Source organism: Microlunatus panaciterrae (genome assembly GCF_016907535.1).
Taxonomy (GTDB): Bacteria; Actinomycetota; Actinomycetes; order Propionibacteriales; family Propionibacteriaceae; genus Microlunatus; species Microlunatus panaciterrae.
This window is the reverse complement of the sequence record NZ_JAFBCF010000001.1, coordinates 1,997,250-2,022,257: the sequence shown is the minus strand read 5'-3', so window position 1 is coordinate 2,022,257 and position 25,008 is coordinate 1,997,250. Positions and strand designations below refer to the sequence as shown.

The 25,008-nt window shown below is 68.3% G+C and carries 23 protein-coding genes and 1 pseudogene; 11 read left to right on the top strand and 13 right to left on the bottom strand.

Going from position 1 to position 25,008, the window contains the following annotated elements:
* Positions 1 to 6: 6 nt before the first annotated feature.
* Positions 7 to 936: a ParA family protein gene (locus tag JOE57_RS09195; RefSeq protein ID WP_204920335.1), complete on the top strand. Its 930-nt coding sequence runs from the start codon at positions 7 to 9 to the stop codon at positions 934 to 936.
* Positions 933 to 1,922 carry a ParB/RepB/Spo0J family partition protein gene (locus tag JOE57_RS09190; RefSeq protein ID WP_204917410.1) on the top strand — a complete coding sequence of 330 codons (990 nt, stop codon included), beginning with the start codon at positions 933 to 935 and terminating at the stop codon, positions 1,920 to 1,922. Before JOE57_RS09195 ends, JOE57_RS09190 begins: the two co-directional genes overlap by 4 nt.
* Before the next feature lie 40 nt (positions 1,923 to 1,962).
* On the opposite strand, the pseudogene JOE57_RS09185 reads toward JOE57_RS09190, so the two are convergent.
* From JOE57_RS09185 to JOE57_RS09170, 4 genes and pseudogenes are all read right to left on the bottom strand, one after another.
* Positions 1,963 to 2,310: pseudogene (locus JOE57_RS09185) on the bottom strand (DUF3817 domain-containing protein); the annotation flags it as partial.
* Positions 2,311 to 2,323: 13 nt separating this feature from the next.
* The gene (locus JOE57_RS09180) at positions 2,324 to 3,052 is read right to left on the bottom strand and encodes an SURF1 family protein (RefSeq protein ID WP_204917408.1); all 729 of its coding nucleotides are present in this window, start codon (positions 3,050 to 3,052) and stop codon (positions 2,324 to 2,326) included.
* Positions 3,053 to 3,054: 2 nt separating this feature from the next.
* Entirely contained in the window at positions 3,055 to 4,044 is a 990-nt protein-coding gene (locus JOE57_RS09175) for a D-alanine--D-alanine ligase family protein (protein WP_204917407.1), read from the bottom strand.
* Positions 4,045 to 4,085: 41 nt separating this feature from the next.
* The gene (locus tag JOE57_RS09170; protein ID WP_425561268.1) at positions 4,086 to 5,399 is read right to left on the bottom strand and encodes an aminotransferase-like domain-containing protein; all 1,314 of its coding nucleotides are present in this window, start codon (positions 5,397 to 5,399) and stop codon (positions 4,086 to 4,088) included.
* 45 nt (positions 5,400 to 5,444) lie between these two features.
* On the opposite strand from JOE57_RS09170, the gene JOE57_RS18945 reads away from it, so the two are divergent.
* The 4 genes from JOE57_RS18945 to JOE57_RS09155 all read left to right on the top strand — a co-directional run bounded on the left by JOE57_RS18945 (position 5,445) and on the right by JOE57_RS09155 (position 7,921).
* A complete protein-coding gene (locus JOE57_RS18945; RefSeq protein ID WP_275588334.1) occupies positions 5,445 to 5,576 on the top strand; it encodes a hypothetical protein in 132 nt (43 codons plus the stop codon).
* A gap of 105 nt (positions 5,577 to 5,681) precedes the next feature.
* Entirely contained in the window at positions 5,682 to 6,257 is a 576-nt protein-coding gene (locus tag JOE57_RS09165; RefSeq protein WP_204917405.1) for a GNAT family N-acetyltransferase, read from the top strand.
* 5 nt (positions 6,258 to 6,262) lie between these two features.
* The gene (locus tag JOE57_RS09160) at positions 6,263 to 6,706 is read left to right on the top strand and encodes an OsmC family protein (RefSeq protein WP_204917404.1); all 444 of its coding nucleotides are present in this window, start codon (positions 6,263 to 6,265) and stop codon (positions 6,704 to 6,706) included.
* A 54-nt stretch (positions 6,707 to 6,760) separates the two neighbouring features.
* The gene (locus JOE57_RS09155) at positions 6,761 to 7,921 is read left to right on the top strand and encodes a Gfo/Idh/MocA family protein (protein WP_204917403.1); all 1,161 of its coding nucleotides are present in this window, start codon (positions 6,761 to 6,763) and stop codon (positions 7,919 to 7,921) included.
* 4 nt (positions 7,922 to 7,925) lie between these two features.
* Here the strand turns inward: JOE57_RS09155 and JOE57_RS09150 are convergent, their stop codons facing one another.
* Positions 7,926 to 8,717, bottom strand: a complete 792-nt coding sequence (locus JOE57_RS09150) for an exodeoxyribonuclease III (RefSeq protein WP_204917402.1) — start codon at positions 8,715 to 8,717, stop codon at positions 7,926 to 7,928.
* Between the two features lie 140 nt (positions 8,718 to 8,857).
* On the opposite strand from JOE57_RS09150, the gene JOE57_RS09145 reads away from it, so the two are divergent.
* The 4 genes from JOE57_RS09145 (at position 8,858) to JOE57_RS09130 (ending at position 13,565) form a co-directional block, all read left to right on the top strand.
* Complete coding sequence (locus JOE57_RS09145; RefSeq protein WP_338041399.1) at positions 8,858 to 10,252, top strand: extracellular solute-binding protein; 1,395 nt, start codon at positions 8,858 to 8,860, stop codon at positions 10,250 to 10,252.
* Positions 10,253 to 10,254: 2 nt separating this feature from the next.
* Positions 10,255 to 11,187, top strand: coding sequence for a carbohydrate ABC transporter permease (locus tag JOE57_RS09140; protein ID WP_204917400.1), 933 nt, complete (start codon positions 10,255 to 10,257; stop codon positions 11,185 to 11,187).
* A 2-nt stretch (positions 11,188 to 11,189) separates the two neighbouring features.
* Positions 11,190 to 12,128 (top strand): carbohydrate ABC transporter permease, encoded by a 939-nt coding sequence (locus JOE57_RS09135; RefSeq protein ID WP_204917399.1) that lies wholly within the window; start codon positions 11,190 to 11,192, stop codon positions 12,126 to 12,128.
* A 162-nt stretch (positions 12,129 to 12,290) separates the two neighbouring features.
* Entirely contained in the window at positions 12,291 to 13,565 is a 1,275-nt protein-coding gene (locus JOE57_RS09130; RefSeq protein WP_204917398.1) for an alpha-L-fucosidase, read from the top strand.
* 146 nt (positions 13,566 to 13,711) lie between these two features.
* Here the strand turns inward: JOE57_RS09130 and JOE57_RS09125 are convergent, their stop codons facing one another.
* A complete protein-coding gene (locus JOE57_RS09125; RefSeq protein WP_239579386.1) occupies positions 13,712 to 14,827 on the bottom strand; it encodes a carboxylate-amine ligase in 1,116 nt (371 codons plus the stop codon).
* A gap of 127 nt (positions 14,828 to 14,954) precedes the next feature.
* Here JOE57_RS09125 and JOE57_RS09120 point away from each other — a divergent pair, with 127 nt between their 5' ends.
* On the top strand, positions 14,955 to 15,797 hold the full coding sequence (locus JOE57_RS09120) for a sugar phosphate isomerase/epimerase family protein (RefSeq protein WP_204917396.1): 843 nt from the start codon (positions 14,955 to 14,957) through the stop codon (positions 15,795 to 15,797).
* A 13-nt stretch (positions 15,798 to 15,810) separates the two neighbouring features.
* Here JOE57_RS09120 and trxA read toward each other — a convergent pair whose 3' ends face one another.
* The 7 genes from trxA to JOE57_RS09085 all read right to left on the bottom strand — a co-directional run bounded on the left by trxA (position 15,811) and on the right by JOE57_RS09085 (position 25,001).
* Positions 15,811 to 16,134, bottom strand: a complete 324-nt coding sequence (trxA, locus tag JOE57_RS09115) for a thioredoxin (protein WP_204917395.1) — start codon at positions 16,132 to 16,134, stop codon at positions 15,811 to 15,813.
* 46 nt (positions 16,135 to 16,180) lie between these two features.
* Positions 16,181 to 17,188, bottom strand: coding sequence for a thioredoxin-disulfide reductase (gene trxB / locus JOE57_RS09110; RefSeq protein WP_204917394.1), 1,008 nt, complete (start codon positions 17,186 to 17,188; stop codon positions 16,181 to 16,183).
* Between the two features lie 120 nt (positions 17,189 to 17,308).
* Positions 17,309 to 18,022 carry a zf-HC2 domain-containing protein gene (locus tag JOE57_RS09105; protein ID WP_204917393.1) on the bottom strand — a complete coding sequence of 238 codons (714 nt, stop codon included), beginning with the start codon at positions 18,020 to 18,022 and terminating at the stop codon, positions 17,309 to 17,311.
* 140 nt (positions 18,023 to 18,162) lie between these two features.
* Positions 18,163 to 18,633: a hypothetical protein gene (locus JOE57_RS09100; RefSeq protein ID WP_204917392.1), complete on the bottom strand. Its 471-nt coding sequence runs from the start codon at positions 18,631 to 18,633 to the stop codon at positions 18,163 to 18,165.
* Positions 18,633 to 19,274 (bottom strand): RNA polymerase sigma factor SigM, encoded by a 642-nt coding sequence (sigM, locus tag JOE57_RS09095; RefSeq protein ID WP_338041232.1) that lies wholly within the window; start codon positions 19,272 to 19,274, stop codon positions 18,633 to 18,635. Before sigM ends, JOE57_RS09100 begins: the two co-directional genes overlap by 1 nt.
* Positions 19,271 to 22,948 (bottom strand): murein biosynthesis integral membrane protein MurJ, encoded by a 3,678-nt coding sequence (murJ, locus tag JOE57_RS09090; protein ID WP_204917391.1) that lies wholly within the window; start codon positions 22,946 to 22,948, stop codon positions 19,271 to 19,273. Before murJ ends, sigM begins: the two co-directional genes overlap by 4 nt.
* On the bottom strand, positions 22,941 to 25,001 hold the full coding sequence (locus JOE57_RS09085) for a DUF6049 family protein (RefSeq protein WP_338041231.1): 2,061 nt from the start codon (positions 24,999 to 25,001) through the stop codon (positions 22,941 to 22,943). The genes murJ and JOE57_RS09085 overlap by 8 nt, the downstream gene beginning before the upstream one ends.
* Between the last annotated feature and the right edge of the window lie 7 nt (positions 25,002 to 25,008).

The window sequence follows — 25,008 nt, the reverse complement described above, 5'->3', positions numbered from 1 at the left end:
TCCGCGATGAGCGACGATGACCCCGCCCCGTCGAACCCGGAGAACACCGGCGCGACCCCGGCCTACAGCCCACCCGACACCTCGAGCCAGGTTGACGCTGCTCACGTTTCACGTGAAACGCGCACCTACCCACGACTGCCCGCTCCCCCGGCGCCCCGAGTTTTCGTGGTCGCGAATCAGAAGGGCGGAGTTGGCAAGACGACCACTTCGGTGAACATCGCCGCCGCCCTGGCTCAGGGTGGGCTCTCTGTCCTCGTCATCGACCTTGACCCACAAGGCAACGCCTCCACGGCGCTCGGGGTGGATCACCACGCGGGCACCCCCGGCACCTATGAGGTGCTGATCCATGGCCACTCCATCGCCGATCATGTGGTGACCTCGCCCGAGTCCCCCGGCCTGCAGGTGCTGCCCGCCACGGTGGACCTTGCGGGCGCGGAGATCGAGCTGGTCTCGGTGGTCGCCCGGGAGAACAGACTGCTCCGCGCGATCAAGCGGTACCTGAAGGAGGCTGCGGTGGATTATGTCTTCCTCGACTGCCCCCCCTCGCTGGGACTGCTGACCCTGAACGCGTTGGTCGCGGCCGGCGAGATCCTGATCCCGATCCAGTGCGAGTACTACGCGCTGGAGGGAGTCTCGCAGTTGATGAACACCATCGGATTGGTGAAGGGGGAACTCAACGACGACCTGAAGGTGAGCACGGTGCTTCTCACCATGTTCGACGCCCGCACGCGGCTGGCGGCCCAGGTCGTGGACGAGGTTCGCGCCCACTTCACCGAAGAGACGTTACGCAACGTCATTCCCCGTTCGGTACGGATCTCCGAGGCGCCGAGCTATGGGCAGACGGTCCTCACCTACCACCCCGACTCGGCGGGCGCGGTGTCGTATCGCGAAGCCGCCACCGAGATAGCCCATCGTGGAGCGAAGGAGCAAGCATGAGCAGCGGTCAACCGGAACGGCGTGGCCTTGGCCGCGGACTGGGTCAACTGATCCAGCGGACGGAGGCCCAGAGTCCCCAACGTCAGGCCGATGCTGGCGCATTCATGTCCAACGGACGGGCACCCCGGACGGTGGAGGAGAACACGCCCCCGGAGCCGCGGGTGCCGGTACCGGAGGGCTCCTATTTCGCCGACATCCCTCTGGATGCGATCCGCGCCAATCCGAGGCAGCCACGTACCGTCTTCGACGAGGAGGCCTTGAACGAGCTGGTGCAGTCGATCGACGAGGTTGGGCTGCTCCAACCCGTGGTGGTTCGTCCGCTCGACGACAACAGCTACGAGCTGGTGATGGGCGAACGGCGATGGCGCGCCTCGCAGCAGGCCGGCAAGGAGACCATCCCAGCGATCGTGCGCAAGACCGAGGACCACGACCTGCTGCGCGATGCGCTGCTGGAGAATCTTCACCGCGCGCAGCTGAACCCGCTGGAGGAGGCGGCCGCCTACCAGCAGATGCTGGAGGACTTCGGCTGCACCCAAGAGGAGCTGGCCTCCAGGATCAAACGGTCGCGACCGCAGATCTCCAACACGATCCGCCTGCTTCGCCTGCCGCCGACCGTTCAGCGGAGGGTGGCCGCCGGCGTGCTGAGTGCCGGTCACGCGCGTGCTCTGCTGGTGGTCGACGATCCGCTGGCTCAGGAGCGGCTGGCGCAGCGGGTGGTGGCCGAAGGCCTGTCGGTGCGCGCAGTGGAGGAGCTCGTCACGGTGGGGGAGACGGGTGAACCTGACCGCCCCAGGCGTCGAGAGCCGAAGCTGGTAGCGCCCAAGGCGCTGGAGTTGGCGGAGCGGTTGTCCGACCACTTCGAAACCAGGGTGAAGGTCGATTTCGGCAAGACGAAGGGCAAGATCACCATCGAGTTCGCCACCGTCGACGATCTGGAGCGCATCGTCACCGCAATGCAAGTACCCGAAGCCGATGAAACGATTTGACCACTAATAGATAAAGATATTTATCGACAAATGGTAAGTCTCAGAGAGCGGGGACGCTGTCGGTGTCGGCGGGGGTGACCCGCTCCTGCCGCGCCATCGTCGCCCTGACGTTCTTGGTAGCTGACCTCTCGGCGACAAACGAGAGGAACGGGACGGTGCCGGCCAGAGCGATCAGCAGCAACCGCTTCCAGGTCCACCGGGCCCGCCGACCGAGATCGAAGGCGGTGATCAGCAGGATCATGTACAGCCAACCGTGGGGGATGCCGGTCCAGGTCACGACCCGGTCATCTCCGTACACATACTTCATCGGTAGTCCGACACAGACCAGAACGACCAGGAGACAACCGACCACGTAGGCCATCACGCGGTATCGGATCAGGGCAGCACGCATGGGGTCGACTCTACCCGGAGTCCGTAGCGTGGCCCTCCTCGACGAGCTCCAGATACCCCTGCTTCGAACCCAGGTCCCGGGCCATCCGGATCGCCATGGCGACAGCGAAGGCGGCGAAGATCCACCATTGGAAGGCGTAGGCGCCGTTTCGGAGCCGGCCATGCCCCTCCGGCAACGCCGCAGTCGCCGGCTGCAGGCCCTGGGCCCGCGCCTGGGTGGCCGAGAGCGTCACAAAGCCGTTGACGAGCGGCTTGGTCCACAGCTGAGCCAGCGTCGCCAGCCGGACCGAGGCCAGCTGCCCGGTCGGCACCTCGGCGGTGTTCTCGGCCTCGGAGGGCAGCAGGACGCCGCTCTGCTCCAGCGGACCCGTCGGTGCGGCGGGTGCATGAGTACCGTCCACGACACCGCGAACCACCGGCACCACGCTGCCGTCGCCCTGCTGCAACCCGCTGAGCACCCGGAAGCGGCCCGCCTGACCCGGAACCGGGACCAGCAGCTGCAGCGCCGGGTCATAGTTGCCGCTGAAGTGGACCGTACGCCCGTAGCCGTCGACGACGGCATCGCCAGCTCGGGCCACCTGTGCCAGCGGCACCGCCGGCGCTGCGGCCCGGCTGGCGGCCGAGTCCGCGCTCTGGGCGGTGTACACGTTGAGCTGCCACACTCCCAACAGCACCATCACCGCCGCCGCGACCAGCCCGACCAGGACGATCGCCGCCTGCTTGAGCCGCAGTCCTGACATGCTCAACCGGTTAACGCGCCGGGGTGCGGGCTCATGGTCGGCATCCGGCTGCCTCGCATCGACGCGGCCCGGACCAGGTCGGCGCACATCTTGCCCAGGCTCCAGCCGGCCGCCTCGATCGCGAGCGGCACCGCCGAGGTCTCGGTCATCCCGGGGGCGACGTTGACTTCGAGAAACACCGGCTCACCCTCGGCGTCGATGATGAGGTCCGTTCGGGAGATGTCGGCCAGGTCGAGGACGTCGTGCACCCTGAGCGCCACGGCCGCGCAGCGGGCTGCCACCTCGTCCGGCACCTCCGCCGGACAGAGGAAGCGCGTGGCCCCTGCGGTGTAGCGGGCGGCGTAGTCGTACACGCCGGAGTCGGGGCGGATCTCCACGACGGGCAGCGCCGTCGGCCCGGCGCCCCGGTCCACCACGGCCACGGTGACCTCGGTTCCCTCGACGAAGCTCTCCACCACCGCGACCGGGCCGTACGCGAACGCCCCGACCATGGCGGACGGCAATGCCTCGGCGGTCAGGACCTTGCTGCAACCCAACGCAGATCCGCCTCGGGAGGGCTTGACCATCATCGGGAAGCCGATCTGCTCGGCCAGCGCCTTCACCAGCGTCGCCGCTCCCAGTTCACGGAAGATCTCGTGGGGGAGCGCGACCTGCAGCGGGGTGCGGACGCCGGCGTCATGAACGACAGTGGTGGCGATCGACTTGTCGAAGGCCACCCGCGAGGACGAGCCGAGGGAGCCGACGAACGGCACCCCCAGCAGGCCCAGCACCTCACGCAACGCGCCGTCCTCACCCGCCCCGCCGTGCAGCAGCGGGAAGACCACCGGCTGATCCAGCTCGGCCAGTCGCGGCAGCAGCAGCGAGTCGACGTCCGCCTCCACCACTTCGAGCCCGCGGGAACGCAGCGCCTCGCTCACCCGTCGGCCCGACCTCAGCGACACGTCGCGTTCGTGCGACAGCCCTCCGGACAGCACCACAACACTCTCAGCCATACAGCTCCTCGTTCGACGTCCTCCGTGCAGCGGCCTGCCGGTCAGGTCTGGTTGGCACCCGGGGCCTCGTACGGCTTGAATGAGCCCTGGTGGATGGCAGTGCCGAAGGTCTCGTTGACCGACATCTCGTACTCGAGCACCTCACCCAGCCGCCGGGTGCCCTCGATGATGCGCTCCGGAGTGGGAAAGCAGTAGGACAACCGCATATGCCGGCTGCCGAACCCGTCGGCGTAGAAGGCCGTACCCGGCACGTAGGCCACCCGGGCGGTGACGGCCCGCGGCAGCATCGACTGCGAGTCCAGCCCCGGCGGCAACGTCACCCAGACGAAGAAGCCGCCCTCGGGCACGGTCCAACTGGTGCCGGCCGGCATGTGGTCGGAGAGTCCGGCCAGCATCGCGTCCCGCCGATCCCGGTACATCTCCTTGAAGATCTTGATCTGGCTGCGCCAGTCGTGCTTGGCCAGATAGGCGGAGATCGCGAACTGGGAGAACACCGGCGGGCAGAGCGTCGCCGACTCCTGCGCCAGCACGAGCTTCTCCCGGACGGCGTGCGGGGCCAGCACCCAGCCGATCCGGAACCCGGGCGCGAAGGTCTTGGAGAACGAGCCCAGATAGACGACGGTGTCGGCATCCAGCGACCGGATCGCCGGGATCGGCTCGCCGTCGAAGCCGAGCAGCCCGTAGGGGTTGTCCTCGATCACGAGCAGGTCTGCAGCCTTGGCGACGGCCAGCACCTGCTGCCGGCGCTCCAGGGACTGGGTGACGCCGGCGGGGTTGTGGAAGTTGGGAATCGTGTAGAGAAACTTCACCCGCTTACCCGCGTTCCGCACAGCACCGATCGCCTCGGTCAGGGCCTGCGGGTCCAGGCCCTCCTCATCCATCGCCACATGCACCACGTCGCACTGGTAGGAACTGAATACGCCCAGGGCTCCGACATAGCTCGGGGCCTCGCACAGCACCACGTCACCGGGGTCGCAGAAGATCCGCGTCACCAGATCCAGGCCCTGCTGAGACCCGACAGTGACGGTGATGTCGTCGGGGTGGGCGACCACACCCTCGAGCCGCATGATGTCGCAGATCTGTTCGCGCAACATCGGCTCGCCCTGCCCGGAGCCGTACTGCATCGCCACTCGACCGTTGTCGACCACGAGGTCGTGCACCACCGAGCCCACAGCGTCCAGCGGCAGGTCGGCGATATTGGGCATCCCCCCGGCCAGCGAGACCACCTCAGGGCGGTTCGCGACCGCGAACAGGGCCCGGATGGCCGACGCCGTCATCCCGTGCGCACGGGCGGCGTACCGGTCGACATAGTTGTCGAGTCGGGTATCGCGTCGCACGGGCTCAGGCAGACTCACAACACAAGGGTGCCTCATGCCAGCGAGGGCGCATAGCATGGGGCCATGACAGGAGAACACGAGCCGAACGTGCAGCGGGCGGTGCGTTGGTCACTGTGGCTCGCACTCGGGGTGTTCTTCGGGATCCTGGTGGGCTTCGCGCTCGGCCTGGCCAAGCCGAGGGTGAGGGCGGACTAGGCCGTGCGGGGTCGACGGATAAGGCCGCTGCGCGCGGCGGAGATCGGGTCGCTGCCCCCACCCTGTGACAGCTGTTCCTTCTGGGAGCGCAGCCAGCCGGCGTGGTTGACCAGCAGCCGACGTGCCGAGCCGCTGAATGAAGGTCGCTCGGTCAAGCGGGAATGGGCCGAAACGGTGGAGCGACAGTGGGGCAGCTGCGGGCTGGTCGCGACGAACGGGGACCGGGTCATCGGCTACCTGACCATGGCGCCGGCGCTATTGGTGCCGCGGCTGGGCTCCTTCGCCAGCACCCCGGTGAGCCAGGACGCGGCCGTGGTGCTGAACGTCCGGGTGGTTGACGAGTACGCGGGCCACGGTCTCGGACGCCAGCTGGTGCAGGCCGCCGCGGCCGTGGCTGTCAAACGCGACGTCCGGGCACTGGAGGCTATCGCCAGCCATCGGCAGAACAGCTGCATGGTCCCGGTCGGCTTTCTCGAAGCGGTCGGGTTCACCATCATCCGGCACCATCCGTTGACCCCCCGGTTGCGGATGGACCTGCAGACCACGGTGCGCTGGCGACCCGACCTGGTTGCTGCGTGGTCACGGTTGCGGAGTCTCGCCGTTCGACCTGCACCGCCGGAGCCGGTCGGGTTCGACCCGGTACGGAACGAGCCCGTCCCTCGACCGCTCGTGGAACAGTGAGAGCCATGAACCCAGAATCCCTGCGCAGGCTCGACCTCACCCGGCTGCGGCGCGGTCATTACCTGGCCACCAACGTTCGCGGCGGCACGCTGTCGATCGGCAGTGGCGACGACGCCGAGTTCACCCCGGTCGAGCTGCTGCTGGCCGCCATCGCCGCCTGCAGTGCCATCGACGTCGACTTCATCACCTCCAAGCGGGCCGAGCCCGAACGGTTCGAGGTCCGTTCGACCGGCCACAAGATCCGTGACGAGCGGGGCAACCGGATGGTCGAGCTGGCGATGGACTTCGACGTCCTGTTCGGCGACGACGAGGACGGGCGGCGGGCCGAAGAAGTGCTGGTCCGATCGGTGCGGCAGTCCCATGACCGGCTCTGCACGGTGACGCGCACGCTCGAGATGGGTGAACCCGTCTCGGTGAGCGTCCGTGGAGAACCGTTGGAAAGCGCTTAACGATAGTCTGGCGCAAACGCCAGCCGGTCGGCGGCTTCCAGGGAGCAGGAAGAGATGACACAGACAGCACCTCAGGACCGCGCCGGAGCCACGCCGCCCCCACGCGTCGCGGTCGTCGGCATGCACGGCTACGGGGCCCAGCATGTGCGGCATGCAGTCGAGCTGGCCGGCCGGGGACGGCTCGTCTTCGTGGCGGCGGCGGACCGGGTGCCCGCAGCGGCGGACCAGCTGCCCGACGGCGTCCGGGAGTTCACTGATGCTGCCGAGATGCTGGCCGAGGTCGGTGCCGACGTGGTCACCATCGCCACCCCTATCCACACGCATCTCCCGATCGCTGAGCTGGCGCTGCGGGCCGGGGCGGATGTGCTGCTGGAGAAGCCCCCGGTCACCTCGCTCAGCCAGTTCGAGGAGCTGGGCCGGGCCGCCGCGGAGACCGGCCGCGTCGTCCAGGTCGGCTTCCAGAGCCTGGGCTCGCACGCCATTGGCGAGCTGCGGCGGATGATGGCTGCCGGCGAGCTCGGAGAGATCACCGGAATCAGCGGAGTGGGCCGCTGGCTGCGCACCCTGGACTACTGGCGGCGCTCGCCCTGGGCGGGCAGGCGGCAGCTCGACGGGGTGGAGGTGGTCGACGGCGTCGTCACCAACCCGTTGGCCCATGCCACCGCCACCGCATTGCGGCTGGCGGGAGCGGACACCCTCGAGGGTCCCGCCGAGCTCGAGGTGGAGCTGTTCCGGGCCAACTCCATCGAGGCCGACGACACGTCGGTGGTCCGCATCGTCACCGCGACCGGACTGCCGGTCACTGTGGCGCTGACCCTGTGTGCCGGTGAGCAGGAGACCCCCTTCGTCGAGGTGACCGGGACCGCCGGCAGCGCCCGGTTCTTCTACACCGACGACGTTGTGGAGCTCCGCCGTGCGGGCGACGACGTGGCTCAGCGGGTCGTGTTCGACCGGACCTCGCTGCTGGACAACCTGATCGAGCACCGGGCCACCGGAGCTACGCTGCTGAGCCCGTTGACCAGCAGCGGGGGCTTCACCCGGGTGCTGGACGCCGTCCGACGGGGCCGACCTCGTCAGATTCCCTCCTCGTTCAGTGAGCTGCGCGAGGACGAGCACGGCCGGCACGTGGTCATCGGCGGCATCGAGGACTGGGTCGAGCGGGCCGCCTTCGAGCACCGCACGTTCTCCGCTCTGGATGCCCCGTTCGCCCGCTGAGCCGTCAGTCGGCGAGCTCCACGATGACGGGCGCGTGGTCGCTGGCTCCCTTGCCCTTGCGCTCCTCGCGGTCGATCTGGGCGCCGGTCACGCGGGTGGCCAGGGCGGGTGAGCCCAGCACGAAGTCGATCCGCATCCCCTCCCGTCGGGCGAACCTGAGCCGTTTGTAGTCCCAGTAGGTGTAGACCCCGGGTCCGGGGGTGTACGCGCGCGCAAGGTCGGCGTAGCCGGCGTCGACGATGGCGGCGAAGGCGGCACGTTCGGGCGGGGACACGTGGGTGGAGCCGGCGAAGACGGCCATGTCCCAGACGTCCTCGTCGGTCGGCGCGATGTTCCAGTCCCCGGTGAGGGCGATCTGCGCGCCGGGGTCCGCGGCGAGCCAACCGGCGGCCGCCTCCCGCAGACGCGCCAACCAGTCCAGCTTGTAGGCCAGGTGCGGGTCGTCCAAGGTGCGCCCGTTGGGAACGTAGAGAGACCAGAGCCGCACCCCGTTGCAGGTGGCGCCCAGTGCCCTCGCCTCTGCCACCGGCGGGACGCCGTACCCCGGCATCTGGTCGAAGCCGAGCTGCACGTCGTCGAGACCCACCCGGGAGGCGATGGCGACGCCGTTCCACTGGCTGGTGCCGTACTGGGCGACCTCGTAGCCCAGCCCCTCGAGCCCGAGCAGCGGGAACTGGTCCTCGCGCGCCTTGGTCTCCTGCAGGGCAAGGACGTCGATCCGTTGGCGCTCCAGGAAGGCCTCGACCCGGTCGATCCGGGACCTGATCGAGTTGACATTCCAGGTGGCGATCCGCACGGGCCCACCCTAGTCTCGATCGGCTCCGGCTCGATTGGCACGTTTCAGAATGTCGGCACGAACCTCTTGACCGGCTCTGGTTCGCCACCTAATGTGAGCCACCTCACTTGCCGCTCGGGGGACCGCATTCACAGTTGAATGTGCCGAAGCTGGAGGTGGTCACCACGCGAGCGCTCTCTCGTCGCGATCTGTTCAAGGGAGGCGGGGCGGCAGCGCTAGCTGCACTGGGGGCGACCTCAGGCTGCAGCGTCGTCAGTTCCGGCCGCGACGCCGCGGCGGTCCGGCCCAACAAGGAGCCGGCGCCGGGACGCAGGACCGAGATCGAGATCTACAACAACTTCGGTGCCGATGTGGGCAGCGGTGTGGTCTCCTGCGCCAAGGCCTTCGAGGAGTACCAGGACGAGATCGCGGTCCGGGTGACGTTCGCCCCCTCCACCGGGGACAGCGTGCAGCAGAAGCTCTTCACCGCCATGGCCGGCGGCCAGGCGCCGGATGTGGGGTTCACCGACGCCTCGCTGGCGCCGGCCTGGACCAAGCTGGGGATGATGCTCGATCTGACCCCGTACTTCGAGCGGGACGGTATCAGGCTGGAGGACTTCTTCCCGGTCTGCGCCGCGAGCATGGCCTACCGCGACCGGATCTGGAGCGTCCAGTGGGACGCCGACGCGAACTTCCCGTTCTTCTGGAACAAGACGCTGTTCGCCAAGTGCGGGCTCGACCCGGAGCGACCCCCAAAGACCGTCGACGAGATTGACGCGATGAGCAAGGAGATCAACCGGGTTAAGGACGGCAGGGCCACCCAGGTCGGGATGATCCCGTGGGACCAGTACGGGGCCAACAACTCGATCCTGACCTGGGGCTACGCGTTCGGTGGCGAGCTGTGGAAGAAGGGCACCAACATCGTCACGCCCGACAACGACCTGGTGGTCGAGGCGTTGGAGTGGATGGCCAGGTACGCCAAGAGCGTCGGTGGGCCCTCCGCTGTCGCGGTCGCTCCGCCGTCGCTGCAGGCACACCCGTTCTCCACCGGCAAGATCGGGATGGCGGGGCTGGTCACCCCCAATCTGCTGCAGGTGAAGGAGCTCAACCCGGACATGGAGATCGGTGCGACGCTGCTGCCCTATCAGCCGCCGGGTGCGTCGCACCCGGGCCAGGGCGCCTGGCTCGGCGGCTGGTCGGCGTTCATCCCGGCCGGCGCCCCCGAACCCGATGCCGCCTGGGAGTTCATCAAGTGGTTGGGAATCTCCGAGGAGGGGACGGCGGCCGAGTGGGAGCACATCGGCTTCCCGGTCGGCTACCAGAAGGCGTCGATCAACGCCAAGATCGCGGCCGACCCGGTCGCCGGGGTCTACCACGAGACGCTGAGCAAGATGCAGAACACCAGACCGCTGATCACCGTGAACGACTTCTACGGTCAGCAGATGGAGGAGAAGGTCCAGGCCGCCGTCTACGGCCAGGTGACGCCGCTGCAGGCCATGCGGCAGGTGAAGGAGCTCACAGTACGTGAGGCCCATCGGTTCGAGCGAGTGGGATGATCATGACGACGACAACTGCCTCCGCACCCTCCACCCGTCGGCCGGGACGATCGGCGCAGGCCCGGCACAACCTCAAGTGGGGCCTGGTCTTCTGCTCACCGGCCATCGTCGGGATCGTGCTGTTCACCGCCTACCCGGTGCTGCGTTCATTGCAGCAGAGCCTCACCTCGGCCACGATGCTGACCCCGGGCCATTTCCTGGGCCTGCAGAACTACCGCGACCTGATGTCGGACGCCGGATTCTGGAACTCCCTGAGCAACACCGTCTACATCCTCATCCGCGCGGTCCCGCTCGGGATCATCGTGGCCCTGTGCCTCGCCCTGCTGCTGAACATGAATGTCGCCGGCCGCTCGTTCTATCGGGTGTTCTTCTTCGTCCCCAGCATCGTGCCGCTGGTGGCCAGTGCGGTCATCTGGTCCTATGTGTTCAACTCCCAGTACGGCGTGCTCAACTCGCTCCTCGGCAAGATCGGCGTCGTCGGACCGTCCTGGTTGGACGACCCGGCCTGGGCGAAGACCTCACTGGTGATCATGTCGGTGTGGGGGGTCGGCGGCCTGATGGTGATCATGCTGGCTGGCGTCCAGGACGTGCCCGCGCAGCTCTACGAGCAGGCGAAGATCGACGGTGCCGGTGTGTTCTCGCGGTTCCGCAACGTGACCCTGCCGTTCATGTCGCCGCACCTGTTGTTCGCCCTGGTGATGGGCCTGATCGCCGGCTTCCAGTACTTCACCGAGGTCTTCGTCCTCACCAGCGGCACCGGCGGACCGGCAGGTTCCACCATGGTCGCCGGGCTGTATCTGTACCAGAACGCGTTCGCCTTCTTCAAGATCGGCTACGCCAGTGCGCTGGCCTGGGTGCTGTTCGTGCTCTCTGCCATTTCCGCCGTGATCGTGTTCCGCACGGTGGGGCGCCGCGTCTACTACGGAGGGAACTGATCATGTCCGAGCGCACCGCTGTACGGAACACCGTCGCAGATCCCGACACCGCATCCGGCGCGACGCTGGCCGACAGTCCTCGTCGGCCGGACTTCGAGCAGCGGCAGCGGCCGCTGGGGCCGCGGCTGCTCGCGGGAGTCGGGAAGCATTGTGTGCTGATCGGGTTGTCGGTCATCTTCCTGATCCCGCTGGTCTGGATGGTGACCGGGGCGTTCAAGACCGCCGTTGACCTGAACGCCAGTCCGATCGTCTGGTTCCCGGACAAGATCACCTTCGACAACTTCGTCCAGGCGGCCCAGCTGTTCCCGCTGGCGCGCTACTTCTTCAACACCTTCGTGATCTGCGTACTGTCCATGCTGGGTGCGGTGTTCTCGTCCGCGATGGTCGGCTACGGCCTGGCCCGGATTCCCTGGCGGGGTCGCAACGTCCTGTTCGTGATCATCATCTCGACCATGATGATCCCCTTCTACGTGACGATGTTCCCGGCGTTCGAGATCTGGCGGTCGCTGCATCTGACCGACACCTGGGTCCCGCTGATCCTGCCGCACTGGCTCTGCGTGCCGATCTACATCTTCCTGCTGCGCCAGTTCCTGATGACGATCCCAAAGGACCTGTCCGAGAGCGCCCGGATCGACGGCGCAGGTGAGTGGCAGATCTTCACCCGGGTCATCCTGCCGTTGATCAAGCCGGCCCTGGTCGCCGTGGGGCTGTTCCAGTTCCTGGCGTCCTGGAACGACTTCCTGGGCCCCTTGATCTATCTGTCCAACCCGAAGCTCTACACAATCTCGCTCGGTCTCAACTTCTTCAAGGGTGAGTACGCCACCGAGTTCGGCCCGCTGATGGCCGTCAGCGCGCTGGCCGTGCTGCCGATCGTCATCATCTTCTTCTTCGCCCAGCGGACCTTCATCGAAGGCATCACGCTCACCGGTGTGAAGGGCTGAAGGCGCGAGCGTGCGGTGACGGACGAAGGTCCTCGGCTGGTCGTTGGATGAATGTCCTCTGATGAGGGCTGGAATTTGTGCCACCAGGCATTGACAACCGTGTGCGCTCTCGAAATCATCAGATGACTGATCCCTTACCGCACCAGACGATGGAGTCGCTGAATGAACCCCGAGCACGCTTGGTTCACCCATGATCGCTTCGGCATGTTCGTGCACTGGGGCCTGTATGCCCTGGCCGCGCGACACGAGTGGGTGATGAGCAGGGAGCAGATCCCACAGGGCGAGTACGACAAGTACGCCGACTACTTCGAGGCCGACCTGTACGACCCCCGCGAGTGGGCCCAGGCCGCGAAGAACGCCGGCATGAAGTATGTGGTGCTGACCACGAAGCACCATGACGGCTTCTGCCTGTGGGACTCCCAGCTCACCGACTACAAGGCCCCCAAGACGCCCTACGGCAAGGACGCCATCGCCGAGTACGTCGAGGCCGTCCGCGAGGCGGGCCTGAAGGTCGGCTTCTATCACTCGATCATCGACTGGCATCACCCCGACTTCACCATCGACGCGATCCACCCGCACCGCGGGCAACCCGACGTCGCGGAGCAGAACGCCAAGAAGGACATGGCGAAGTACCGGACCTACCTGCACGGGCAGGTGCGCGAGCTGCTCAGCAACTACGGGCAGATCGACTACATCTTCTTCGACTTCTCCTACCCGGGCGGCCGGCTCGGCTCAGACTTCCCGGGCAAGGGCAAGGAGGACTGGGACTCCGAGACCCTGATGGCGATGGTGCGCGAGCTGCAGCCCAGCATCATCGTCAATGACCGGCTCGACCTGCCGGGCGACCTGGTGACGCCGGAGCAGTACCAGCCGGCCGGCCCGATGATGGTCGACGGCAAGCCCGCGATCTGGGAGGCCTGCCAGACCCTCAACGGCAGCTGGGGCTACGACCGCGACAACAACGACTACAAGTCGGTCGATCTGCTGGTGCGGATGCTGGTGGACGGGGTGTCGAAGGACGGCAACCTGCTGCTCAACGTCGGCCCGACCGGTCGTGGCAACCTCGACCCGCGCGCCATCGAGAGCCTGGCCGGGGTAGGGGAGTGGATGCGGCTGAACTCACGTTCGATCTACGGCGCCGGGCATTCCGACCACCAGGCGCCGGTGGACTGCCGCTACACCCAGGTGGGCAACCGGCTTTATCTGCACCTGTTCGCCTGGCCGATGCGGCACGTGCACCTGGCCGGCCTGGCCGGCAAGGTCGCCTACGCCCAGTTCCTGCATGACGCCTCCGAGATCAAGTTCACCGAGGTCGACCCCGACCAGCAGGCGCAGAACACCACCCCGGGCGGCCAACCGGCCGGCACCTTGACCCTGCAGTTGCCGGTGCAGCACCCTGCTGTCGCAGTCCCGGTGGTCGAGCTCTTCCTGCGGTGATGTCCTGAGCCTGTCGGCCGTGTCCTGAGCCTGTCGGCCGTGCCCTGAGCCTGTCGGCCGTGCCCTGAGCCTGTCGGCCGTGCCCTGAGCCTGTCGGCCGTGCCCTGAGCCTGTCGAAGGGCGCTCTTCGACAGGCTCAGCGCGCATTACGACTGGGTCTGCTCCACCGCGTCACGGACGACGTCGACCAGAGAGCCTGACCGCTCGAACACGGCCCGTTGCCGATGGGCACCGGTGCCGTGTTCGAGCACCCGGGCCACCGCAGCTTCCACCCAGGTCTCATCGCCGGCTTCGTGCAACGCTGGGCGAACATGGTCCAGCAGGTCCGCGATGACCTCCTTCGCCGGCCTGGGCTGACTGGTGCGGGGGTCCAGCAGCTCCGCGTCGATGGAGGAGCGGCCGGCCCGCCAGGCGGCCATCCGGACCAGTTGGGAACGTACCGGCTCAGGCTGCCGGCCGGACCGCCACTCGCGAGCGGCGGTCTCGACCAGGGCCCGAGACAGGGCCGCGATCAGTACGGTGTCATCCACCCGCAGACAGACGTCGGCGATCCGGATCTCCACGGTGGGATAGCGCTGGGACACCCGAGCATCGAAGTAGACCATCCCCGGGTCCAGGATCACCCCGGAGCCGATCATGTCGTCCAGCAGCTGCCGGTAGGCCTCGGCCGAGCCGAGCACATCGGTCGGTCCGGCCGACGGCCAGCGCAGCATGGCCTGCGAACGAAAGCTGGCATAGCCTGTGTTCTGTCCCTGCCAGTAGGGCGAGTTGGCCGACAGCGCCAACAGGACCGGCAGCCAGGTGCGCACCCGATCGAGCACCGCCACCGCCTCCTCGGCGGAGTCCACCGAGACGTGCACGTGCAGGCCGCAGATCAGCTGCTCGACCGAGGTGAGGCCGAAGTGCTCAACCATTGAGCGATAGCGCGGTGTGCCGGTGATCTGGGGGTGTACCGGTAACGGCGAGGTGGCCAGTGCCGCCACGCGGGCACCGGCCGCTGCGGCCACCTGGTCGGCCCGGCGACGCCAGCTCCGCAGCTCCTCGGCGAGGTCTACCAGCCGCAGCTGGGGCCGGGTGTCGGTCTCGATCTGCTCCTGCTGCAGCTCGGCTGTCAGCGTGCCCCCGGGAGGGTGCGGCGCGTCGACGTCGTCGGCGGCACCGTCGAGCTCGAGCTGAGAGGCATAGCGCAGCGCCGCCGCCGCCACGGCGCGCGCCTCCCCGGTGTCGGCGTCGACCAACAGCAGCTCTTCCTCGACTCCCATGGTGCGCACCGGGGCAGTCTTCCGTATTCGGGGCCACCTGGGCATATCGGGACTTTCTGTATCCAGCTAGGGGCAATCCAGGGAAACGTTTGCCCATGCGGCCTGCGAGTCACTAGGGTTCTGAGCCATGAAGTTCTCCGTGTTCACCGCCTCGACCCCCGACTGGACACCACAGGAGGCTGCGACGACGCTCGCCGCCCAGGGCTGGGACGGGATCGAGTGGCGCATCACCGACCAGGCGGAGCCCACCGGCGACGCCGGCTTCTGGTCGGGCAACCGGGCCACCTGGCCGATGACCGGGCTGGAGCAGCGGCTGCCGGAGATCGCCAGAATCACCAGAGATGCCGGGCTGGAGTTCTCCGGGGTGGGCGGCTACGTCAAGTGCTTCGACCACGACAACGTCGAACGGATGCTGGCGGCCACAGCTCAGCTCGGTGCCCCCCAGGTCCGGGTTACGGTGCCGGGGGTCGAGCCGGGTCAGAACTACCGGGACGCATTCGTCGCCGCTCGCCAGGACTTCGTTTGGGTGGCCGAGCGGGCCGCGGCGCACGGGGTGAAGGCGCTGGTCGAGCTGCACCACCGCACCTTGACCGCCTCCGCCTCGGCCGCGTTCCGGCTGCTCGACGGTCTCGACCCGGAGGCCGTCGGGGTCATCCACGACCTGGGCAACCTGTTGATTGAGGGCCAGGAGGACCATCTGTGGGCCTTCCAGCTGCTCGGGCCGTACCTCGCCCATGTGCACGTGAAGAACGCCGTCTGGCAGCAGATCGACATCACCCCGGATGGCACCGTGATGTGGAAGAGCTCATGGGCTCCGCTGCAGACGGGCGTCGCCGACGTCGGTGCCTATCTCCGCGCGCTCACCGAGCACGGCTACGACGGTTGGGTGGCCGTCGAGGACTTCTCCACCGAGGTGCCGCTGGAACAGCGGACCGCCGACAACCTGGCCTACCTCAAGTCGCTGCTCTGACCGACCCGGATGCTCAGAGATATTCCTCGAGTGCCTTCAGCAAAGCTGACTTGGACTTGGCGCCCTTGAACGCCTTGACCAGCTCGCCGCCCACGTAGACCTGGATGGTCGGCAGGCCGAGGACGTGGTTGTTGGCCGGGGTGACCGGGTTGGTGTTGGTGTCCATCTTGACGAAGGTGACCTTGTCGCCGTGCGACTGAGCCAGCTCCTCGATGATCGGGGCCACCTGCTTGCAGGGGCCGCACCAGTCGGCCCAGTAGTCCACCAGGACAGGTTTGTCGGATTTCAGCACCACATCGGCGAATGTGGCATCGGTGACTTCGTTTACGGTCGCCATCAGTTGTCTCCTAGCTCAGTATCGGGGTCTGGTCGGGGGTGGACGCTCAGCCGACGGCGACGACGTCCTCGAACTCGGCCACAGCCTCGTCCACGGTCGGTGCCTCGTCCAACAGGTCAGCCAGGTAGCGCTCGGCATCGAGGGCGGCCGAGCAGCCGGTGCCCGCAGCGGTGATGGCCTGCCGGTAGGTGTGGTCGACCAGGTCTCCGCAGGCGAACACGCCAGCGAGGTTGGTCCTGGTGCTGCCGGGCTGGACCAGCACATAGCCCTCCGGGTCGAGCTCCACCTGGCCGGTCAGCAGCTCCGACCTCGGGTCGTGCCCGATCGCGATGAAGAGCCCCTGGATCGCCAGTTCACGCTCCTCACCGGTGACGGTGTCCCGCAGGGTCACGCCCTCCAGCGCCTTGTCACCGTGGATGGCGGCCACCGCGCTGTTCCAGGCGAAGGAGATCTTCGGATCCTTGTGCGCCCTGGCGGCCATGATCTTGCTGGCCCGCAGCTGGTCGCGGCGGTGGATGAGAGTGACCGACCTGGCGAACCGGGTCAGGAAGGTGGCCTCCTCGACAGCCGAGTCGCCGCCACCCACGACGGCGATGTCCTTGTCGCGGAAGAAGAAGCCGTCACACGTCGCGCACCAGGACACCCCGTGCCCGGACAGCCGGTCCTCGTCGGGCAGACCGAGCTTGCGGTAGCCGGAGCCGGTCGCCAGGATGACCGTACGGGCGGCGAAGGTGTTGCCGTAGCCGTCCTTGACGGTCTTCACGTCGCCGGTCAGGTCCATCTCGGTGATGTCCTCGGCCACCAGCTCGGCGCCGAACCGCTCGGCCTGCTGACGCAGGTTGTCCATCAGATCCGGTCCCATGACGCCTTCGGGAAAGCCGGGAAAGTTCTCCACCTCGGTGGTGTTCATCAGTGCACCGCCGGCCGTGATGGACCCCTCGAAGACGAGCGGCTTCAACGCTGCCCTGGCGGCATAGATCGCGGCCGTGTATCCGGCCGGGCCGCTTCCCACGATGATGACGTCGCGAATTTCGTCGGGAGTGGCTGTGCTCATGTGGTCCTCTGCTTCTCGGTGCCGATTGCTGCGCTGGGAAGGGTGAGCGCTCCGACGCAACACCCTACCCTGGAGGAACCGAGATGCCGAGACGGATATTCCGCCGTGCTCGGCCGGCGGCTACCCCTTCAGTCGGGCTGTCTCGACGACCCGGGGCGTGCCCGAGGCGCAACCCGTGACCACGGTGACCGTTCTGACACCGTCATCCTCCTGATAGACCAGCAGCGCGGGTCGACCGTCCACGTACGCCTCCCGGAGCCCGCTGATCCTGCCGTCGGTCACCTGCCGGGCACACCGCCAGGCGGAGCTGAACAGATGCAGGTCGGGGTCGTCCCAAACCAGTCGGCTGAGCTGCGGGACGAGGCCGGTGCTGCTGACCTGCACCGGGACTGCCGCCTGCGGCTCGTTCAACCCGGCGGTGGCGCTGGCGACGTAGCCGCCGAAGCCGACCGCGGCCGCCAGTGCACAGGCGGCCAGCGCGCGGTACCAGAAACGTGACCTCGGCTTGGGGGTTAGACGGTCGTTGAAGTTCCCCAGCGTCTGCCGGGGCTGTCGGCGCGTTCCGGACGCCGGCGGATCGGCGGGCTGGGCAGTGGTGGACGCCCGTCGTTCACTCTCGACGGCCACCGAGCGCGTCAGTCTCGCCAGCACATCGTCCGGCATCACGGGGGCGGGTTGGCTGTGCAGCAGCTCGGTCACGTCGGCGAGCTCCGCGGCGGCCTCCGCACAGGTCGAGCAGCCAGCGAGATGGGCCTCGACCACGGCGGCGCGGCCGGGGTCGAGCAGGCCCTCGGCCGCGTCAGCCAGCTCCTCGATGGCTATGTGAACCGACACGTTGCGTCCCTCTGCAGATGAATGGCTTCCAGACCCGGCTGTGTGCGCCCTGACCTGCAACGCGATGGGTTCGACGCTCCGGCTGGAGCTGGGGTTCCGAAAGTTGAAAATGAAATTGTGGCCGGTGGTCCCGGACCAGTTCACTCTAGTAGGCCGCGGGTTCTCAGCTCGTCGATCGTCCGCAGCGAGCCGCGGTCCAACTCCGCCCGCGGAGACCAGGTCAGCACCCAGTCGAACAGGGTGGAGTGACCCCGCTTGAGCAGGGCCGCCGGCACCAGGTAGCGGGTCTGATCACCGTGCAGCCAGACGTGGTACGACGGCCCGTTCGGCGTGCGGATCTCAGCCACCCTGGCCACCCGCCGGCCATCGAGCTCCTGGAAGTGCCGAAACCGCCTGACCCGGAGGATCGGCCCGTCCACCATCATGTAGGCGCGGGTACGCAGCCAGACGATCCCGAGGAACAGCAGCCAGAGGACGACCAGCAGCAGTGCGACAGTCAGCCAGCCGGCGACGCGGCCGTTGTAGAGCACCCCGACGCACACGATCAGTCCGATCGTCGCTACTCCTACCGGTGCCCGCCAGTTGTACGAGGACTCCAGCGGGTGTGCCATCAGCCGTCGCCGTCCGAAGGAGGCTCCCTGAGGTGCCGCAGCAACGGCACGAGCCGCGCCCGGCCCCTGGAACAGCGACTTTTGACCGTGCCGACGGCACACCCGAGCATGGTGGCCGCCTCCTCCACCGAGTAGCCCTCCATGTCGACCAGGACCAGTGCTGCCCGCTGGTCGGCGTTCAGCTGGTGCAGAGCCGCGTTGACGTCGGCCCGTCGCTCCTTGATCTCGAGCGGGTCGTCGTGCTCGACCACGCCCAGCTCGCTCGCCCGCTCGGGGTCCTCCGGCAGCGGATCGGTGGCCCGCACCTTGTTCCTGCGGATCCGGTCCAGACAGGCGTTCACCACCACCCGGTGCAGCCAGGTGGTCACCTGGGCGTCGCCGCGGAAGCTGCCGGCTCGGCGGAAAGCTGAGATGTAGGCGTCCTGGAGCGCGTCGGCCGCCTCCTCGGGATTGCGCATCGTCCGTAGCGCGACCGCCCAGAGCCGGTCCTTGTGCCGGGTGACCAGCACGGAGAACGCGGTCGGGTCACCGGCGACGTGCGCCTGCAGCAGCTCCTGGTCGGTGCGTGCCGCACCCGGGTGCGCGTCAGCGTCCTCCGCCACCGACTCCTCGGGCGCGGAGGCGGCGGCTGACCCTGTCACCCGAACACCTCAACCTCATAGATTCCGCCCCGATAGCCGTCACCCTCCTTCGGCAGGGACGTCAGGTAGATCAGCACGAAGCGGGTCGTGACGGGCTGGTCGAAGGAGAGGGTGGTGGACTTCCCCACGTCTTTCTGACCGCTTACCGTACGCCAATCGTCCGCGCTCGTCATCGGGGCATTCATGGTGGTCGCCGGATCGGATTGTGGGACCCGGATCTCGAGGTCGGTCCCGTTGCCGCTCAACAGCAGCTTGACCGAGCTGACCTTGGCGGCCTCGCCCAGATCCAGCACCAGACCGAGACCGTCCTTGAGCCGCCCGAACCGGGGATCGCCGCGGTAGGACAGGGTCCGCCACCGCGTCTGCGGGTCGCCGTCATAGGCGTTGGGGACCTCGTCGGGGTTTTCGCTCTTGGGCCCGGAGCCGGTCTGCTGCGGGTCGAAGTCGCTGGCCGAGGCGATCTTGAGCTTGGTGGGCTTGGCCGGCGCGCTGGCGCTGGGGGTGGGCTTGCCCGACGATCCGCGGCCGGGAGACCGGAAAACGGTCAGGCCGACGATCACCGCGGTCAGGGCCAGCAGGGCGACCAGGGCGATCAGCACAGCGATCCAGCGCCGTCTGCGGGCCGGGGGCGGCGGCGGTGGCGGTGGCGGGTTGACCGGCAGCGCCCGGGTGGCGGCTGCCCCGCTGCCAGCGGCAGGCTGGGGCGCCGACGGTGCCCGCCTGGCGTCCGGCAGGTCGACCGCTGCCAGTTGTTCGGTCGGCAGGTCACCGATGCCGACCGGCTGGCGGATCACGGTGGCGTCGGTGCCGCCGACCATCGGTATGGGTTGGCGCAGCCGTCGCTCAAGGTCCGACGACGCGTCGGCGGCGCCGAGCACCTTGGTCAGGGCGTTGACGATGTCGTTGGCGGTCTCGAGCTGAGGTGCCCGGTGCCGTGGTGGGTCGCCGAGGATCTGGTCGCAGACGCTGTCCAGGGCCGGAGAGACGCCGGCCCGCACCTGTCGGGGGGTCAGCCACCGGTGCCCGGCGGGCGGAGCCGCCGCCAACCCGAAATTCTGACCTCCAGGCCAACGGCAGACCAGGCAGGCGTAGAGCAGCCGGCCGAGGTCGAGCACGTCGGTCTTCTCGCGCCTGTCGGTGTGCTGCGGCCTGTCGGTGTTCTGCGGCCCGTCGGTGTTTTGGGGCACGTCGGGGTTCTTCGGGCTGTCGGCGTCCGGCACCTCCCCGGCGGTGTTGGGCCGCAGCGCCGCCTCGATCAGTAGACCGACGATCTTGACGTTGCCGGCCGGGGTGATGATGACGGTGTCCGGGCTGATCCGTTCGTGGTAAAGGCCCTGGACGTGCACGCCGGACAGGGCGTCGGCGACCTCACGTACCAGCCACGCGGCTTCCAGTCCCGACAGCGGACCCGAGGCCAGCACGATCTCCAGCGACTGGCCGTTGGCGTACTCGCAGACGATGTAGGAGCCGTGTGCGGTCCCGGTGCTGTGCACCGCGTCCAGTACCCGCAGGAAGCGGGAGTCGGTGGCCGCCGCTGCCCGGCGGGCGACGGCGAGCAGCTCGGCCTCGCGCTCGTCGTCCGGCGACAGCAGGTGGATCAGGACCGACCGGGAGAGGACCTGGTCGAAGGCGCGCCAGGTGGCGGTCTGGCCGGTGTCGGCCAGCAGCTCCTCCAGCCGGTAGCGCTCGCCGAGCACCGTGCCTGCCGGGATGGGGTGGTGCCCCATGGCCGGCGTCGGGAGTTCGGTCGGTGAAGTGGCGGATCCGGTGTTGTCGGTTCCCGCCTCGGAGGTCGACGCTGGCGCGTCTTGTGGTCCATCGGACATGCCTGGCCCTGCATCGGTCGTCGTCGAACGAGCCCCCGCACTGCTCGACACATCGTCTGGGCTTATGCCCGCCTTGATCGTATGAGACGAAGTCAACTCCGCGCCCTCCGAACCGCCGCCGTCGACGGCATTGTCGGTGGTCGGGCCGCGTCGCAGCACCGCCCGCACGATCTCGGTCACCTCGTCGATGTGCAGCAGCCGGGCCAGCAGCAGGAACAGGCCGACCGCGACCAGACCACCCAACACCAGCGCCACTGCCCGCGCGAGCTGGCTGGTCGACCAGAAGCTGACCCCCCAGCAGACCAACGCTGCGACGAGACCGCCCGGCAGCACCGCCGCCAGCAACCGGAGGCAGTGCCGGGCCAGTTCCCGCATCTGCAGCCCGGGCAGCTTGCCACCGAGCTTGCGGAGCGACAGGACCAGCCCGAAGGCGTAGGCGCCCGAGTAGGCCAGCCCGAGGCCGGTCGCCACCAGCCTCGGCGCGCCCAGCGGCAGCACGATGGCGAGCGCGAGGGTGATGTTGACCAACGAGATGGCCAGCTGCAGGAAGAACGTGCTGCGGGTGTCCTCCAGCGCGTAGAAGACGCGGAGGCAGATGTATTGCAGAGTGAACGGCACCAGGCCGATCGCGAAGGCCATCAGGGCCCAGCCGATGTACGGGGCGTCGCGGGCACCGGCTCCGAACCCGAACAGCAGCCGGGCGATCGGCTGACCCAGCGTGAGGAAGGCCACCGTGGCCGGCACCAGGGCGGTCACGGCCAGACGCATCGTGCGGGTGGCCTCGACCCGGACGCCGACCAGGTCACCGGCGGCAGCGAGCCTGGAGGCGTTCGGCAGCATCGCTGTCGCGAGTGACACGGTGATCAACGAGTGCGGCAGGATCCAGAGCAGGTAGGCGTTGTTGTACACCGTGACACCGGCGCCGTCGCCGCCGCTCGTCGCGCTGCTGGCGAGCTTGGACACCACCACCAGCGCCACCTGGGTGATGACGACGAACCCCAGTGTCCACCGGGCCAGCCGGAACGTGTGGCCGAGACCGGTGCCCTTCAGGTCGAAGCGTGGCCGGTAGTGGAAGCCGGCAGCCCGCATGAAGGGCACCAGGATCGCCGCCTGGACGGCGATACCGGCCGTGGCGCCCAGTCCGAGCACCAGCTCCTGCTGGGTGCTGAAGGCGCCATCGGTGTCGTTGCCGGAGCCCCAGACCACCAGGTAGAGCACGAAGACGCCGATCGACACCACGTTGTTGGCCGCCGGGGCGAACATCATCGGGCCGAACCTCTCCCGGGCGTTCAGCACCTGACCGGCGAGGAAGAAGGCGCCGTAGAAGAAGATCTGCGGCAGGCACAGGTAGCCCAGCGTGACCATCGACTCGTACTGCGCCGCGATGGCCGGGCTGCGCCAGCTCGCACTGGAGTAGAGCCCGATGATCAGTGGCGCAAGCGCGGTGGCAACGGCCGTGATGACGGCCACGATGGCCAGGAAGGCGGTCATGATCCGGTTGGTGTAGGCCTCACCGCCGTCCTTGTCATGCTTGACGGCGCGGACGATCTGCGGGACCAGGACCGTGTTCAGGGCACCGCCGGCCAGCAGGATGTAGATGCTGTTGGGCACCGTGTTGGCGAGGGTGAACATCTCGGCCTGCCGGGTGCCGTTCCCCAGCACGGCCGCGATCAGGGCGACGCGACCGAAGCCGATGACTCTGGACAGCATGGTGCCGGCCGCCATCAGCGCCGTCGCCGAGATCAGCTTGGAGCTGGTCGACGGTCGCTCGTCGAGCACGGTGACGTCCGGGTCCGGGTTGATGTCCGGGTCCGGCGCGCCCATCTCGGAGGCCTGTGTGTCAGCCACCGGCCTCCTTCGACCGTTCGCGGCGGACCTGCCTGATCCGCAGTGCTGTGGTGCCGACCAGGACGACCCCGGCAGCAAGGGTGATCACCCACCCTACGACGCCGATGTCGGTCGCCTTGACGTTGATGGTCAGCGGCTTGCCGATCTTCGCCCCGCTGACGGTGGTGAGCTGGGCGGTGACCAGCACCGGGCCGTTGGCCTTCGCCTCGGCCTCGGCGTTGATCTGGACGGTTTCGCCCGCCTCCACCCGCTGCTCGGCCACCGGCGCCACCGAGAGCCGTTGGCTGTTGGCCGAGGTGAACGCCACCTTGAACTTGATCGGCGCGTCCAGCTTGTTGGTGACGGTCATCGGGAAGGAGCTCCGGCTGGCCGCGAACAGCACCTCGCGGGTGGCGCTGAGCTGCACCTTGTCGCCGGACAGCACACCGGCGAGGTCACTGCGCTGCAGGTTGCGGAACGTCGCGCCGGACCGCGGGTCCCGCCACCAGGCGCTGGCGGACCGGGCCAGCGCGGCGTCCGAGCGCGCCTTCAGGTCGGACGGGTCCTGCAACAGCTCGGCATAGATCCGGTAGCCGTCGCTCAGTCCGCGGAGCGACTGGAGCAGGGCCGGACTGAGCTCGCGCTGCCGCTCGGCTGCCGGATAGCTGAGCTTCTGCGGCCACGCCGTCGGACGCGACCTGAGCAGCTCGGTCAGCGTCGTCTGCCGCATCCACGGCGCGCCGAGCGATTCGGCGTCGCTGACCGCCTGGGCCGGGCTGGTGATCACCCGTACCCGGCCGAGCGTGCTGCCGGGTGCCGCCGTGGTCACCCGCAACCAGGTGTCGGCCAGCAGCCGCTGTCGCAGGTGCACGGGCGTGTTCCGCGGGTCCGGCCCGGGGCCACCGGCGAACGCCCGGGAGCCGAAGGTGACGATCGGCGCCGAACCCGGACCCTCCAGCAGCGGGCCCCGGCCACCGGCGGCGGTGTCAGCCAGCAGGATCGCCGCCGGGTCCATCGACTCCAGCGTCTGCAGGGTGGTCGCATCGGCCTGGCCGGCGGCAGGGTAGGCCAGCAGCGGAAGGGAGGCGACCGAGGTGACCTTCCGGGCCGCCCTGCCGACCCCGGAGATGATGTCCTGCCGCCCGTCGTGGCTGAGGGCGGCCAGGTCCGGGACGGCGAACGGCAGCCGGTAGCCGTCCCGGGTCGTTCGCAGGGCGGCGAACCGGTCCAGCCAGGCGCCGGCGGCGTCGCTGCCGGTGCCGTCCGTGGTCTTGCCGTCGGAGTCGACGACCCGGTAGCCGTCCCTCATTCGTTCGAGCTCGTCGACCAGGGCCGGATCGACGGCGAAGGTGACCTCGGGTCGGTCCGCGGCGGCGAGCAGCCGTGACAACCGTCCGCCCTCGGAGATCTCCGCCGCAAGATGCTCGTCGGCGAACACATCGGGTCGCACCATCGAGGGCGTGCTGCTCAGCAGCACGATCGAGGTCAGCTGCATCGAGCGACTCGGCATCCGCTCCAGGACGGGCACGAACACCCGCGACCGGCCCATCGTGACGTTGCTGGAGCTGCCGTCGGTGGTGCCTCGGACGTGCACCCCCATCAGGTACACGCCGTCGGTGCTCGGCAGCTGCAGCTGCGACACCTTGACGGTGATGGTGAACTTCTCCTTGCCACCGGGAGCGAGCACCGGGTTCGTGTCCCGATACAGGTTCTGGAAGCAGTTGTTCTGCCCGTTGTGGGGCCCGCAGCCGTCCACCACCCGAGCACCGAGGGGCTGGTCGGCCGGCGACGTCAGCGCCTGGTCCATGCCTTCGGAGCTGGTGATCGGCTCCTGCGACCGCCAGAAGATGGCCTGCAGCCGGTACAGGTTCTGGTCGCTGGTGTTCGTCACCGTGCCCGAGACGGTGATCTCACCGCTCCTGGTCGGCACGTCGGGGGTGAAGGAGCTCAGCGTAATGGTGACCAGCGCCTTCGGCTCGGCTCGCGCCTGGGCCGGCGCCAAGAACTGGAGCAGCAGGACGACGATGCCGAGTGCGCCGGCCGCGGTCAGCCAGCTGCCGGCACGTCTCGTCACCTGCACC

Bases quoted from the DNA above. Each gene is read 5' to 3' on its own strand.
- JOE57_RS09140 (WP_204917400.1), top strand. From the start codon at position 10,255: ATGACGACGACAACTGCCTCCGCACCCTCCACCCGTCGGCCGGGACGA.
- JOE57_RS09135 (WP_204917399.1), top strand. From the start codon at position 11,190: ATGTCCGAGCGCACCGCTGTACGGAACACCGTCGCAGATCCCGACACC.
- JOE57_RS09155 (WP_204917403.1), top strand. From the start codon at position 6,761: ATGACACAGACAGCACCTCAGGACCGCGCCGGAGCCACGCCGCCCCCA.
- JOE57_RS09125 (WP_239579386.1), bottom strand. From the start codon at position 14,827: ATGGGAGTCGAGGAAGAGCTGCTGTTGGTCGACGCCGACACCGGGGAG.
- JOE57_RS18945 (WP_275588334.1), top strand. From the start codon at position 5,445: ATGACAGGAGAACACGAGCCGAACGTGCAGCGGGCGGTGCGTTGGTCA.
- trxB (WP_204917394.1), bottom strand. From the start codon at position 17,188: ATGAGCACAGCCACTCCCGACGAAATTCGCGACGTCATCATCGTGGGA.
- JOE57_RS09195 (WP_204920335.1), top strand. From the start codon at position 7: ATGAGCGACGATGACCCCGCCCCGTCGAACCCGGAGAACACCGGCGCG.
- trxA (WP_204917395.1), bottom strand. From the start codon at position 16,134: ATGGCGACCGTAAACGAAGTCACCGATGCCACATTCGCCGATGTGGTG.
- JOE57_RS09130 (WP_204917398.1), top strand. From the start codon at position 12,291: ATGAACCCCGAGCACGCTTGGTTCACCCATGATCGCTTCGGCATGTTC.
- JOE57_RS09190 (WP_204917410.1), top strand. From the start codon at position 933: ATGAGCAGCGGTCAACCGGAACGGCGTGGCCTTGGCCGCGGACTGGGT.
- JOE57_RS09100 (WP_204917392.1), bottom strand. From the start codon at position 18,633: ATGGCACACCCGCTGGAGTCCTCGTACAACTGGCGGGCACCGGTAGGA.
- JOE57_RS09160 (WP_204917404.1), top strand. From the start codon at position 6,263: ATGAACCCAGAATCCCTGCGCAGGCTCGACCTCACCCGGCTGCGGCGC.
- JOE57_RS09180 (WP_204917408.1), bottom strand. From the start codon at position 3,052: ATGTCAGGACTGCGGCTCAAGCAGGCGGCGATCGTCCTGGTCGGGCTG.
- JOE57_RS09120 (WP_204917396.1), top strand. From the start codon at position 14,955: ATGAAGTTCTCCGTGTTCACCGCCTCGACCCCCGACTGGACACCACAG.
- JOE57_RS09175 (WP_204917407.1), bottom strand. From the start codon at position 4,044: ATGGCTGAGAGTGTTGTGGTGCTGTCCGGAGGGCTGTCGCACGAACGC.